11 protein-coding genes are annotated in these 14584 nt (G+C 47.8%); 6 read left to right on the top strand and 5 right to left on the bottom strand.

The genetic code is table 11. From position 1 onward, the window contains the following. The first annotated feature begins 26 nt into the window (after positions 1–26). Positions 27–1022, top strand: a complete 996-nt coding sequence (locus Q1A04_RS18050; RefSeq protein ID WP_299708885.1) for a S41 family peptidase — start codon at positions 27–29, stop codon at positions 1020–1022. A 59-nt stretch (positions 1023–1081) separates the two neighbouring features. Here the strand turns inward: Q1A04_RS18050 and Q1A04_RS18045 are convergent, their stop codons facing one another. The 5 genes from Q1A04_RS18045 to Q1A04_RS18025 form a co-directional block, all read right to left on the bottom strand. Beyond that, positions 1082–1870 carry a pentapeptide repeat-containing protein gene (locus Q1A04_RS18045; protein WP_299708882.1) on the bottom strand — a complete coding sequence of 263 codons (789 nt, stop codon included), beginning with the start codon at positions 1868–1870 and terminating at the stop codon, positions 1082–1084. A gap of 166 nt (positions 1871–2036) precedes the next feature. Next, entirely contained in the window at positions 2037–2246 is a 210-nt protein-coding gene (locus Q1A04_RS18040; RefSeq protein ID WP_299708879.1) for a hypothetical protein, read from the bottom strand. Between the two features lie 140 nt (positions 2247–2386). Further along, positions 2387–3790 (bottom strand): dihydrolipoyl dehydrogenase, encoded by a 1404-nt coding sequence (lpdA, locus tag Q1A04_RS18035; protein ID WP_299708876.1) that lies wholly within the window; start codon positions 3788–3790, stop codon positions 2387–2389. Positions 3791–3996: 206 nt separating this feature from the next. Beyond that, positions 3997–5571, bottom strand: coding sequence for a 2-oxoglutarate dehydrogenase complex dihydrolipoyllysine-residue succinyltransferase (odhB, locus tag Q1A04_RS18030; protein WP_299708873.1), 1575 nt, complete (start codon positions 5569–5571; stop codon positions 3997–3999). Positions 5572–5672: 101 nt separating this feature from the next. Next, positions 5673–8429: a 2-oxoglutarate dehydrogenase E1 component gene (locus Q1A04_RS18025; protein WP_299708870.1), complete on the bottom strand. Its 2757-nt coding sequence runs from the start codon at positions 8427–8429 to the stop codon at positions 5673–5675. A 278-nt stretch (positions 8430–8707) separates the two neighbouring features. On the opposite strand from Q1A04_RS18025, the gene Q1A04_RS18020 reads away from it, so the two are divergent. The 5 genes from Q1A04_RS18020 (at position 8708) to aspA (ending at position 14289) form a co-directional block, all read left to right on the top strand. Beyond that, on the top strand, positions 8708–9193 hold the full coding sequence (locus Q1A04_RS18020; RefSeq protein ID WP_299708867.1) for a very short patch repair endonuclease: 486 nt from the start codon (positions 8708–8710) through the stop codon (positions 9191–9193). Between the two features lie 76 nt (positions 9194–9269). Beyond that, positions 9270–10994, top strand: a complete 1725-nt coding sequence (locus tag Q1A04_RS18015) for a M28 family metallopeptidase (RefSeq protein ID WP_299708864.1) — start codon at positions 9270–9272, stop codon at positions 10992–10994. Positions 10995–11304: 310 nt separating this feature from the next. Next, positions 11305–11535 carry a hypothetical protein gene (locus Q1A04_RS18010; protein WP_299708861.1) on the top strand — a complete coding sequence of 77 codons (231 nt, stop codon included), beginning with the start codon at positions 11305–11307 and terminating at the stop codon, positions 11533–11535. A 127-nt stretch (positions 11536–11662) separates the two neighbouring features. Next, a complete protein-coding gene (locus Q1A04_RS18005) occupies positions 11663–12847 on the top strand; it encodes an HRDC domain-containing protein (RefSeq protein ID WP_299708858.1) in 1185 nt (394 codons plus the stop codon). 32 nt (positions 12848–12879) lie between these two features. Next, complete coding sequence (gene aspA / locus Q1A04_RS18000) at positions 12880–14289, top strand: aspartate ammonia-lyase (protein ID WP_299708855.1); 1410 nt, start codon at positions 12880–12882, stop codon at positions 14287–14289. Positions 14290–14584: the final 295 nt, after the last annotated feature.

The raw sequence follows: 14584 nt of genomic DNA, 5'->3' as shown, positions 1-14584 counted from the left end.
GACCTAAAGCACAAAAATTTATATCCATGAAAAAGTCACTCGCCCTTCTCTTGATCCTAATTATCGCCACCACGCAGCATGTTTTCTCGCAAGCGTTACCCGATTCCATCCAGAGTTATGTAATGGAGGCACTGGATATCATGAGAGAAAACTCTATTAACAAGCACAGCATAAATTGGGAAAAGCTCTATACCGAAACTTTAGATGAGGCGAATAAAGCGAAGACAATCAGAGATACCTACCCTGTTATTTACAGCGCAACGCAAAAGCTAGAAGATGGGCACAGCAAATTTTACAGCAAAGAATTGGTAGAGGCCCATTTGGTGGGTTACAGAGCTTTAGGCCAAAAGATGCCCATGCCCTCCGGAAACATGATTGATGGAAAATACGCTTACATCATTGTACCAGCCTTCGGGGTATTTGATCCAGATGAGCAGTTGCTTTATGCAGACTCCTTACAGGCAATCATCAGGGCATTGGACGCGCAACACCCGAAAGGCTGGATAATAGACTTGCGTCATAATGACGGCGGCAACATGCACCCAATGCTGGCAGGCTTGGCACCGCTACTAGGCGAAGGTGAACTTCTTGGCTGGCAGACACCTGATCATAAAGTAGAATACAGCGCTTATAAAAATGGGGTGGTTAGAGATATCCATGGGAAAGAATATACGATTCCGGCTCCATACGCTGGAAAAAACACAAAGGCACCCATGAGTATACTTATAAGTGGTAACACCGCCAGCTCAGCCGAAATGGTAGCTGCCGCTTTTATAGGCCGCCAAAAAACAAAACTGATTGGCACCCGCACAAATGGGCTCACAACTAGTAACACCTTATATAAGCTTTCTGACGGGGCTTACCTAAATTTAACAACCTCCAAAATGGTAGACAGGACTGGTAAAGTATATGGTGAGAAGATTGCGCCTGATGTTGAAGTACAACTTACCCGGAGCGCTACCACCAACAGTTACTTATACATAAGCACTGCCATCCAACACATCAACAAGCCTAAAAAATAAAACAAGGGCACCAATCCCTAAACTGGCGCCCTTGTTTCGAGGGTATCCGATGAACAATCTTAATTCATCAAATCAGCCCGGCTGACTTTGCGGTCACTCACCTGCGTATACTTAAAATCATCATCTCCATCGAACACGGCTTTTTGCAGATTCATGTTATTCGCCACTTTCGTGTATTTGAAATTTGCCAAGCCCTTGAAGTTTGCCCGTGCGAAATTGGCGTCTTTGCTGAACTTCGCATATTTGAAGTTCGCCTCTCTGCTGAAAGAGGTACTCTCAAAGCTAGCGGCTTGTGGGAAAGTGACATATTTGAAATTGGCTTCATCACCGAACCGCACTTGGCTGAAATCCGCTGATCTGGAGAACTTGCTATACTTGAACAAAGCTTCGTGCTGGAAACGGCTGCCAGCAAACGACACGTCTTCTTTAAATTTAGAATACTTGAAAGCACTGGCAGCTTCAAACACACAGTTCTCGAAGCGCACTGCCTTTTCGAAATTGGTATTATATACCTCGTTCTTACTGGTATTGCTCAGCAATTTGATATTCTGGCTCTCTGGGTTGGAATAGGCCAGCACGTCGCCTTTAAAAGTACAGTTTATAAAAGTTAATGGAGCGGTCACGGTACTGATAAATTCCTTTGTGCTATACTTATTATCTGGTTCTTTCTCCAGTTTCATGTTCTGTAGCTGCGTCATATCCAGATCACCCACGATCTCGGCATCTTTATAAGTCACCGCCTCGCCTCTGTTTATTTTCGCGATGATTTCGGAAGCGTTTACACGAGTTTGTGCCTGAACCAAGAAAGGCACCGCCAACAGGAATAGAAATAGGAATGATTTTTTCATGGTTTCAAGGTATATTTAGTGAGTTGAACATCAGCTTATACCCCCATAGATGCACCCTGCCATTAGAGGGTTGCCTGCATCATAAATTTATTTGATAAGACACGAAGAACCACGCTGGCAAGATTACTGGCTGCAGCTAAGACATGTAGTAGCTAAAATAAGTGGATCAGTCTTCCAGCAGCTGCACGATAGTCCGTGCTATGATCCAATAAGCTAGGGAGCTAAACAGAAAAACCATACTGAAAATCATGGCTATTTCTAGGAAGTTGGCACCCACAGTTTGGCTTGTAAAGCTGGCCACTAAGAAAGGAATGAAAATGCCGGACAGCAATAGAAGTCTGAGTGTCTTTCCGCGGAGGTTTTCTTGCTGTCTCATAGCCGTATCATATTTAATTTTTCATATTTACCTCTAACGCAAAAGCATTAAAACAGTTTTGATCCCTATATAGCCATAAAACAAAACAGCGCCACCCTCATTAGGTAGCGCTGTTTTACTTGTGTTTTCTAACTGATATGTTAGATATGCAGGGCGCGGTTTTCAGTCGCTGCCAAGCAAGCTTCTTTTATGGCTTCTGTATACGTCGGGTGTGCATGGCTCATGCGGGAGATGTCCTCCGCCGATGCCCGGAATTCCATCGCCACTACCGCCTCTGCAATCAGGTCGGCAATACGCGGGCCGATCATGTGCATACCCAGAATCTCGTCGGTTTCTTTATCAGCCAGTACTTTCACAAAACCGTCTGTGTCCATTGACGCCTTCGCGCGGCCTGACGCTTTGAACGGGAAGGAACCGGTCTTGTAAGCACGGCCCTGCTCTTTCAGTTGCTCTTCAGTGAAGCCTACGCCTGCTACTTCCGGCCAAGTATACACCACACCCGGTATCAGGTTGTAGTTAATGTGCGGCTTCTGACCAACAATGGTCTCGGCTACAAACACGCCTTCTTCTTCGGCTTTGTGTGCCAGCATTGCGCCACGCACTACGTCACCGATGGCGTAGATACCCGGTACGTTGGTTTCTAAGTGGTCGTTCACGGCAATCATACCGCGCTCGCCCATCTGTATACCTGCGTTCTCCAGACCAAGCCCTTCGGTGTATGGCTTACGGCCAACTGATACCAACACATAGTCGCCGTCGAATGTCACTGTTTCGCCCTTAGGGTTCTCAGCCGTCACGGTCACTGACTCTCCTTCATTGGTAGCGCCAGTTACTTTGTGGTTGAAGAAGAATTCGAAGCCCAGTGTTTTCTTAAGTACACGCTGCAACTCTTTACCCAACGCACGGTCCATCGTCGGGATGATAGCGTCCATGTACTCAATCACCTGTACCTTCGTACCTAGGCGGGCATATACAGAGCCCAGCTCCAGACCAATCACACCGCCACCGATCACAACCATTTTCTTCGGTACCTCCGTCAGCGTCAAGGCCTCTGTAGAGGTGATGATGCGCTTTTTATCGATTGGCAGGAATGGCAGCGAAGTTGGCTTAGAACCCGTCGCGATAATGGTCTTGTCCGTCTCGATCTCCTGCACGTTGCCGTCAGCACCTGTTACTTTGATCTTGTTCTTGCTCACAAAAGAGCCCAGACCATAGTAAGTGTCGATCTTATTCTTCTTCATCAGGAAAGCGATGCCGTCGTTGTTCGACTTCACTACGCCCGCCTTGCGGTTGATCATCTGCTCGATGTTCACCTGCAGGTCATTCAACTCAATACCGTGCTCCTTAAAGGTGTGCGCCGCATTGTGGTAGTGCTCTGATGAATCGAGCAGCGCTTTCGATGGGATACAGCCTACGTTCAGGCAAGTACCACCCAGTACGTTATACTTCTCTATAATAGCGGTTTTCAGGCCTAGCTGCGCACAGCGTATAGCTGCCACATACCCGCCAGGACCAGAACCGATTACTGTAACGTCGTATTTCATTTCTTTCTATACTTTGGAAGAGGTATACTCTCGGTTTGTATTTGATTTCTTTGAGAAAGTCCCCCTTTGAAGGGGGTAGGGGGATGTTTAACGTCTAGCAGACAAAAACCCCTGCAGTCCCCTCAAGGGGACAATTTCCAATATGATTGCAATCAAAAGGAGGAGCAAACTCTGTCGCTTACCCCTCCTTCTATCATCTCAATAAATTAAACGCCAAGCAATAGACGCATCGGATCTTCGAGCAACTCCTTCACGCGCACCAAGAAGCTAACCGACTCGCGGCCATCGATGATGCGGTGGTCATATGAAAGAGCCAGGTACATCATTGGGCGAATCTCAACTTGTCCGTTCACGGCAACCGGGCGCTGCACGATGTTGTGCATACCTAGGATGGCAGACTGCGGCGCATTGATGATTGGCGTTGACATCATAGAACCGAACACACCACCGTTGGTGATAGTGAAGGTACCCCCTGTCATCTCCTCGATAGAAAGTTTTCCGTCGCGCGCCTTCTTAGCCAGACGAATTACTTCTTTCTCGATGCCATCCAGTGTCAGGCTTTCCGCGTTGCGGATAACCGGCACTACCAGACCTTTAGGTGAAGAAACGGCGATTGAAACATCCACAAAATCATTAAAGATCATGTCGTTGCCATCGATCTGTGCGTTTACTGCCGGCCACTCCTTCAGGGCTACAGTACAAGCCTTCGTGAAGAAGGACATGAATCCAAGACCTACCTCGTGCTTTTCCTTGAACTGCTCTTTGTATTTGGAACGGATGTCCATGATCGGCTTCATGTCTACCTCATTGAAGGTAGTCAGCATGGCCGTTTCGTTTTTCACCTGCACCAGACGGCGGGCAACTGTCTTACGCAGTGAGCTCATTTTCTCACGACGCTGGTTGCGCTCGCCAGAAGCGGCCGGCGCTGGAGCAGCAGACTCTTGCTTAGCAGCCGGAGCGGCGGCTGGCTGTGCAGCTGACTTCTGAGCGCCCATCGCGTCTTCTTTCGTGATGCGACCGTCACGGCCTGTACCTTGCACATTAGCTGGGTCTATTCCTTTCTCAGAAAGAATTTTACCGGCAGCTGGCGATGGCGTTCCGGAAGCATAAGTTTGTGCGCCAGATGGAGCAGCGGCAGCTGGTTGTGAAGCCTGCTGCGCGGCTGGAGCACTTGGTTGGGCAGCTGGTTTAGAGGAACCTGCACCCGCGCCTGCCACGATGCGGCAAAGCAGTCCACCGATCTCTACTGTGTCTCCTTGCTGGGCAACGATCTGTAAAGTACCAGCAGCCTCTGCTGGCAACTCAAAAGTTGCTTTGTCAGACTCCAGCTCGGCGATTACCTCGTCCATTTCTACATGGTCGCCTTCGTTTTTCAGCCAGCTGGCAATCGTTACTTCCGTGATAGACTCGCCTACTGTTGGTACGCGCATTTCTACTGTTTCGCCAGAACCTTGTGCAGCGGCAGGAGCAGACTCCTGTGCAGTTGCGGCCGGAGCGGCAGTTTCTTGTTTAGCGGCTGGGGCAGCAGGGGCGCTGCTTGCTTCGCCGTTTTGCTCGATGCGGCAGATCGTGGCACCCACCTCAATGGTATCGCCTTCCTGCGCTACGATGCGTAAAATGCCTGCGGCTTCTGCGGGCAGTTCAAAGGTGGCTTTGTCAGATTCCAGCTCAGCAATCACCTCATCCATTTCCACACGGTCGCCGTCTTTTTTTAGCCACTGGGCTATGGTTACCTCGGTGATCGACTCACCTACAGCAGGCACTTTAACTTCTAAGCTCATATTTTTTTATAAATTATGAATTACGAATTATGACTTACGAACGAGCAGGTATAATAGACTAAATCACCTGAGTTAATCTCTTATACCTGCCCATTAATTATTTATATAGCAAACGCGCGCTCAACTAGCTCCAGCTGCTCTTTGCCGTGGATCTTGTTGTAACCGGTAGCAGGCGATGCGCTTGGCTTACGTGCCACTACATCTTCTATACCATTGCGCATGATGCGCAGAATGTACATCCAGCCGCCCATGTTCTCTGGCTCTTCCTGTACCCAGTATACCTTCGCGTTCTTATACTTTTTCAGTTCGGCTTCCAGCTGCACTTTCGGGAATGGTGCCAGCTGCTCCATACGAATCAGGGCCACATCCTTGCGCTTGTTCTTCTGCTGCTCCTCCAGCAGGTCGAAGTAAACTTTACCAGTACACAGCAACACCTTCTTCACCGACTTAGCCGAAGCATAGCTGTCACCGATCACTTCTCTGAAACCACCTTTAGTAAACTCCTCTACTGGCGAAACCACGTTCGGGTGACGCAACAGTGACTTAGGCGCCATGTTGATAGCCGGCTTGCGGAATGGCAGGGCCAGTTGGCGACGCAGGAAGTGGAAGAAGTTAGCTGGTGTTGTGATGTTGGTCACGAACATGTTGTTCTCGGCGGCCAGCTGCAGGAAGCGCTCAGGGCGGGCGTTAGAGTGCTCCGGTCCCTGACCTTCGTAACCATGCGGCAACAGCATTACCACACCGTTCATACGCTGCCACTTAGACTCTGTAGCGGCAATAAACTGGTCGATCATCACCTGTGCACCGTTGGCAAAGTCACCAAACTGGGCTTCCCAGATCACGAGTGCATTTGGGTTTGCCATGGCATAGCCAAACTCAAAGCCCAGCACACCATACTCTGAAAGTAGCGAGTTATAAATCTCAAGCTTTACTTGATCTTCCTGAATGTAGTTCAGGTTAGAATAAGGAGCGCTTGTGTTGGCGTCGCGCAGGACAGCATGACGGTGCGAGAATGTACCGCGCTGCACATCCTGTCCGCTCAGACGCACTACTCTGCCTTCAGCTAGGATGGAACCGTAAGCCAGCAACTCGGCGGCTGCCCAGTTCAACTGACGGCTCTCAAAGAACATATCTTTACGCTCTTTCAACAGCTTCTCAATCTGCTTGAGTGGTTTAAAGCCTTGCGGCACGCTAGTAAGCGCTTTGCCAACTTTATCGATCACCTCCTGTGCTATACCTGTCTCAGGCGACTGGTTGAAATCCTCAGGGGTAGAGCGGCGCAACTCTTTCCATTCCTTCTCCAATGACTGGTAGTTGTAAGGGAGTGGCTTTTGCTTCACCATATCCAAACGGTCCTGCAGCATCTGTCGGAACTCCTTATCCATAGACTTGGCCAGTTCTGCATTAATATCACCACGAGCAATCAGGTCTTTGTTGTATACCTCGCGTGGGTTCGGGTGCTTCGAGATCAGGTTATAGAGGTGCGGCTGCGTGAACTTCGGTTCGTCTGCCTCGTTGTGTCCATGACGACGGTAGCACACCATGTCGATAAAAATGTCGTTACCGAACTTCTGACGGTACTCAGCGGCCAGACGCACGGCAAATACCACAGCCTCCGGATCGTCGCCGTTCACATGCAGCACTGGCGCATCAATAATCTTGGCCACATCCGTGCAGTATATGGAAGAGCGAGCGTCTTCGAAGTCAGTCGTAAAACCTACTTGGTTGTTGATCACAAAGTGAATCGTACCACCCGTCTGGTAACCTGACAACTTTGCCATTTGCGTTACCTCGTATACAATGCCCTGCCCGGCAACGGCTGCGTCACCATGGATCAGAATCGGCACAATACGCTTCGGATCGCGATCATACATGCAGTCGATCTTGGCTCGCACAAAACCTTCCACCACTGGATTCACCGCCTCCAAATGTGATGGGTTAGGCGCCAGCTTTAGGTTCACTTTATTTCCAGATGGTGTATCTACTTCAGAAGAGAAGCCCATGTGGTACTTCACATCCCCATCGCCCATGGTCAGGTCTGGCGTGGCCGTCCCTTCGAACTCAGAGAATATCTGCTCGTAGGTTTTGCCCATGATGTTGGCCAGCACATTCAGACGGCCACGGTGCGCCATACCAATCACGACTTCTTTAGCGCCAAGTTCAGAGGCTTTGTCGATGATGGCGTCCAATGCAGGTATAGTCGTCTCGCCACCTTCCAGCGAGAAACGCTTCTGACCTAAGAATTTTGTGTGCAGGAAGTTCTCGAATACAACCGCCTCGTTCAGTTTGGAAAGGATGCGCTTCTTGTACTCAATACCCGGGTTGAAGTTCAATGACTCGTTCTCGATCTTGTTCTGCAGCCAAGACAGTACCTCCGGGTCGCGGATGTACATATACTCGTAACCGATAGGACCTTCGTATATCTTCTGCACAGCCGCCACAATGTCGCGCAGCTTGGCAAGTCCGATGCCGATAATCTCACCAACTTGGAATGTTGTGTCTAGGTCAGCTTCTGACAGACCGAAGTCCTTTAGATCTAGCAGCGCTTTACGGTCTTTGCGTTCACGCACCGGGTTGGTCTTAGAGCGCAGGTGTCCGCGGCTGCGGTAAGCGTATATAAAGTTGCGAACCGCTACTTCCTTGTCAGATTCACCAGCTGCTCCCGCAGCCTTGGCTGGGGCGGCCATGGGAGCGCCTTCTACTTCGTGGCCGTTCTCGTTATAGGCTGTCGAAAACTCAAAGCCTTCGAAGAATTTGCGCCATCCAAAGTCTACCGACTCCGGGTCCTGTTGATAAGATTTGTAAAGCTCATCGATGTAAGTCCCGTGCGCATTTGCGATGTAGGTATATTTATCCATAGTTAAGTTTACGGCTGTGTGTAAAGGCAAAGTTAAGAGTATTTACAACAATTCAAACTTTATACATTCGCATAAGCAAATACGTCTCTTTATCAACTCACTACCTTTATATATAAGATTTCTATTTAGTTTAGTGTTAACCGCAGCAACAAGCTATTATGATTTAGATTTTCCATAAAGCGATTCTTAAGCAGCCTTTTTGATTGATCTAGAACCATTACTGGCACTTATACCTTTGGCTCAGTGTTTACCTTACAGCATCAATTAGTCTACCTAGTTTGGCTATTAAGAAAAACGCAAAAAAGTATAAGCAGGCCGTAAGCCCACAAGCCCTCACAACCCGTGAGAAAGTCACACGCTACATGCGCGCCAATAAGAGCCGCAATACACAGCCTGAGCTGTTGCTTCGACGTGCCCTTTGGAAAGAGGGACTCCGTGGCTACAGAATACATTGGCGCAAAGCTCCCGGCAAACCAGATATCTGCTACCCTTCTCGCCGGCTCGCTATTTTCGTGCATGGCTGCTTCTGGCATCGCTGCCCTCATTGTCAGCCGGCTTTTCCCAAATCAAACCTACGATTCTGGGAAGAAAAGTTTACTAGTAACCAACAGCGTGACGAACGCTATAAAATCCAATACCGGGAAGCAGGTTGGCAGCGCGTGGTTATTTGGGAGTGTCAGCTCTACCAAGACTTGGATGCCTGCCTTGGTCTAATCAAAGTACTGCACCGTGGCGTGCCAGCCAGCTGGGAAGTGGCAGCCTAAGTAAAATCCGGCACGGCGTAACTATAGGCGTGAATAAAAGTATTATCTTCAGTACTTTAACACCTATACTAACCCTATGAAAAAGAATATTATCGGTCTGGCTTGCCTTAGCCTAGTGGCCTTTGCCTGCAGCGAAAACGCAAGAGAGGTCGCAGACCAAACAACCGACGAGCGCTCCGTAGTGGACACTGATAGTGCCTCGATACAGCCCGCACTACAAAGTATAAATGCCAATGACCTGCTGCAGCACATCAAGGTGCTGGCCTCTGACGAGTTCGAAGGCCGGAGCCCGGGCACAGCCGGTGAAGACTCCACAGTAAACTACCTCACCCGCGAGTTTAAAAAGCTGGGCTTGCAGCCCGGCAACCCGGATGGCACATTCGTCCAAAACGTACCAATGTTCGGTTTTACAGCACAGCCAAAAGCCAACTTCACAGCCGGAGGCAAAACCATCAACCTCAACTTCCCAGATGATTATGTGGCCGTGTCGCGCCGCTTTGTGCAGAATGTAAACGTTAACAACTCCGACATGGTGTTCGTGGGCTACGGCATCGTAGCTCCGGAATATGGCTGGGACGATTACAAGGGAGTGGACGTTAAGGGTAAGACTATCGTGATGCTCATCAACGATCCGCCTATACCTAGCCCAAACAATCCAGACCAGTTAGACAGTACCATGTTCGGCGGCAAAGCCATGACCTACTATGGCCGGTGGACTTACAAGTATGAGATAGCCGCCGAGAAAGGCGCCGCCGCCGCTATCATCATCCATGAAACCGGACCTGCTGGCTATCCTTATGAAGTAGTGTCGGGCAGTTGGAGTCGTGAGAACTTTGATATCAGCAACACCGGCAAAAACATGGACCTCATAGCAGTTGAGTCATGGATAACAGAGGCCAAGGCCAAAGAACTCTTCTCCGCGGCTGGCAATAACTTTGAACAACTGAAGACTGCCGCTGCCCAAAAAGGCTTTAAGCCTATTAACTTGAATGCTAAGGCTAACTTTACAGTAAAGAATCAACTACGCGAGACTGACTCGCGCAATATAATTGCAAAGTTAGAAGGTAGCGACCCGGAATTAACAGATGAGTACATAGTATATACCGCGCACTGGGACCACTTGGGCAAAGACGAAAAGCTGCAAGGCGATCAAATCTATAACGGTGCCATGGACAACGCCAGCGGCACTGCCGGCCTAATTGAGCTGGCTAAGGCTTTTACCCAGCTGCCTGAAAAGCCGAAGCGCTCCATTCTGTTCTTGGCCGTGACAGCAGAGGAGAAAGGCCTACTTGGGTCCAAATACTACGCGTCTAATCCGCTGTACCCGCTCAACAAGACACTGGCTAATATCAACATGGATGTGCTCAATCCTTATCACCCTACAGAAGATGTGATCGTGATCGGGCATGGAAACTCTTCGCTAGAGGATATTTTGGCAGAAGAGGCCCGCTCACAAAACAGACGCATTGTACCGGAGGCTTCTCCAGAGAAAGGCTCTTTCTACCGTTCCGACCATTTTGAGTTTGCCAAGCAGGGCGTGCCTGCACTATACGCCAAGTCAGGTATAATCGCCCGTGGCCAAGATGCTGACTACATTACCAAGCGGCAGGAACAATACACAGCAGACCACTACCATAAAGTAAGCGATGAAGTGCGTGATGACTGGAACTTGGATGGCGCCGTAGAGGATCTGCGTTTATTCTTCCTGGTAGGATACCGCGTTGCTAACGGCGAGACTTACCCCGAGTGGCGAGAAAAGTCGGAGTTTAAAGCTAAACGTGATAGCTCTTTGGCACAATAATGTGTCAATCCGCTTAGGTAAAAACAAAAGCCTTTTGGAAAACCAAAGGGCTTTTGTTTTTACTTGACCAAGACAAAACCCATAGAGATCTTTATTAACAATATCCTATTTCAAGAGATAAGAGCCATAATATCCCTTAAGCTATACTGACACAGTTTTAGTCCTTACACTATCTAAAAACCTCCTTTTACAAGCTTACAAGGCTGTTTCACTGGCAAATTTTAAAAAAACTTTAATCATTCGGGTTACCTTTCCGTATAACACGAATAAATAAGTACAAATTTACTTGTTTAACAAAACTTGAATTATCATGAAAAAGACAATAAAATTTGCTTTCGCTGCATTCGCATTTTTCGCTTTCACGGCCTGTGGTTCTGAGAACAATACGGCTACAGAAACAGATCGTATTGATGAGGTGGAGACCACGGACATCGACATGGACGCAGATATGGATATGGAAGCTGATACAACTACAGTAATGGATACTACCGTGAATGACGGTGTAGCTGATCAAATTCCAGAGGAAAGACCTATCCAGTAATTACATAGATACATAGAAGAAAAGTCCCCACCAATTAGTTGGTGGGGACTTTTTTTGTCCCTGATCACCGAAAAGAAAATAGTGGTTGGCGCGTGGATATGGCTTAATACTTGTTTAAATTTAGCCAATGGAAAATTTACCTTTAGAAGAGGATGGCGTGGCTATTGAGTTGGTAGCTTCTGAAGATGCCTTGCAACAGGCCATCAATCAGTTAGAACAATGCACAGAGTTGGCCGTTGACCTTGAGTTTGATCAAAACCGCTATACCTATGGCTTTAATCTGTGCCTTGTACAGATTGCAGATGGCAACGGGACTTGCTTTATCATAGATCCGTTTTACATAGAAGACCTTAGCCCATTTTTCAGGCTGATGGAAAATCCTGCTATCACAAAGATAATCCATCACTCCAACAACGATATCCTGTTACTAGATAAGATGGGTTGCAGTGTAAAAGGTATTATGGACACCGATGTGGCTGCCAAAATATTGAACTACGAGCGCTCTTCGTTGGCAACTGTGCTCAAGGAGGAATTTAGCAAAGAGATCGATAAGTCGCAGCAATCAAGTAACTGGAATAAGCGGCCTCTCACAGAGGACCAGTTGCGGTATGCTGCCATAGACGTCATATATCTGCATAAGATCAAAGCTAAATTGCTTGAGGAGATCGAAAAGCAGGGACGCATGCACTGGTTGGAAGAGGAAAACCACATTTTGGAGCAACTTAAATATACAGAGTCTGATAATCCCCATCTCAGACTAAAGCACTCATACCGGCTCAACTATTATCAGCAGTACCTCTTGAAAGGACTTTACGCCTTCCGAGAAGAGATGGCAAGGCAGTTTAACAAACCGGCGCACTTCGTCATCCCGAACGAGGCATTGGTTGAGTTGGCCAACAACCCCAATGTAGACCTGCATGAATGGCTCAACCACACAAGGGGGATACATGGTAATCTTAAGAAACCTAAAAATGAGCGCTTGTTACAGGAGGCCATGCAACAGTCTAAGGCTGCTGCGAAAGAAAACAACATAAGTCATGACTACCCGGAGCACCGCTTCCATAGACCGCTGCGCACCCCTGAGACAGAGCGACGTAAAGAGCACTTAACAGAAGTACAGAAATACATTATGGCTAACTACGGCGAGTATGCCTCTAAACTCATCATCAATCAGAGTTTGATTACAGACTTTAGCCAAAGTGGTAAACTGCGATGCACGAAGAAATACGCCACTGATATTGTGCTGGCTGCCGCGCAAGAGCTGGGCATAGATGTACCATTGTCTATAACAGCTCCCCAGCCGGGTGAATAACAAATACATACATCACGAAGAGAACATACAACATGGATGCAGTAAGGATTGAACATGACTTCCTAGGTGAGAAAGAGATACCGAGCGAAGTTTATTATGGTATTCAGACAGCTCGGGCAATTGAGAACTTTCACATAACCGGTATACCTATCTCTAAAGAGCCTTTATTCATCAAAGCTTTTGCTTATGTAAAAAAAGCGGCTGCCCTTGCTAATCATCAATGCGGGGTACTTAGCAAAGAGGTAACAGAGGCTATTTCCTATGCTTGCGATAAACTAATAGCCGGAGAGTACTTAGATCAGTTTGTAACTGATATGATTCAAGGCGGTGCGGGCACATCAGTTAACATGAATGTGAATGAGGTGATCGCCAACGTGGGATTGGAGTATATGGGCCATACAAAAGGCGCTTACAACTTCCTTCACCCTAACAACCATGTGAATTGCTCTCAATCCACTAACGATGCTTATCCTACTGCTTTTAGACTAGCGCTCTACTGGAAGATCCAAGGGTTCATCGAAAGCCTAGATGCCTTGCAACAATCTTTTTCACGAAAGAGTGATGAGTTTAAGGAGGTATTGAAAATGGGCCGCACTCAGTTGCAGGATGCCGTTCCAATGACACTAGGTGCTGAATTCCATGGTTTCTCTACAACCATCAAGGAAGATATTCAGCGCCTAAATGAGGTGAGAGCGTTAATCTGTGAGATTAACATGGGAGCGACAGCCATTGGCACCTCAATAAATGCCCCGGAAGGTTATCCGCAATTGGTAACTGATATTCTCCGTGAGATTTCGGAAGTACCGGTAATCTTGGCAGAAGACTTGATTGAAGCCACATGCGACACAGGCGCCTATGTACAGGTATCTGGTGTGATGAAGCGCTGCGCCGTAAAAGTATCTAAGATATGTAATGACCTTCGCCTGCTATCATCTGGCCCACGTGCCGGCTTGAACGAGATTAACTTACCTCGGATGCAGCCGGGCTCTTCTATTATGCCGGGCAAGGTGAACCCTGTTATACCTGAGGTAGTGAACCAAACAGCCTATTATGTAATAGGGGCTGATATGACGGTGACAATGGCAGCCGAGGCTGGGCAGTTACAGCTGAATGTAATGGAGCCTGTTATCGCCTATAGCTTGTTTAACTCCCTGACATTCCTTGAAAATGCTTGCTATACCTTACAAGCTAAATGTGTAGATGGCATCACAGCCAACGAAGAGATATGTAAGAACATGGTAATGAATAGCATTGGCATTGTGACATCTCTTAACCCGATATTAGGCTACGAAGAGTCTGCTTCTATTGCTAAAGAAGCTCTAGCAACCGGCAAGTCTATCCATGAGATTACAGTCTTGGAGCGTAAACTGATTACACAAGCCAAATGGGACGAGATATTCTCTATGGAGAATTTGATTCATCCTAAATTCATCAATATCTAAAAATCAGTCACACTCCAACACATAAAGAAGCGGCTCTCCTATTAATAGGAGAGCCGCTTCTTGTTTAAATATGGTTTTTGCGATTAGCCGCAAAAGTATATCCGGTCTTTAGGATATTTATCCTAGCCAACGAATAAGTCCTGAATATTCAATACGGATCGGCTCGTAGCGTGTGGTACAAAAAAGAAAAGGGCCGTCCTTTTTGGGACGGCCCTTTAGTTGGGGTTGGCGGCCACCTACTCTCCCGGGTGTGACCCCAGTACCATCGGCGCAGCCGGGCTTAACTTCTCTGTTC

The organism is uncultured Pontibacter sp., assembly GCF_947499215.1.
Lineage (GTDB): Bacteria > Bacteroidota > Bacteroidia > Cytophagales > Hymenobacteraceae > Pontibacter.
The sequence above is the reverse complement of the archived record's forward strand: the minus strand, read 5'-3'. Positions and strand labels throughout refer to the sequence as shown.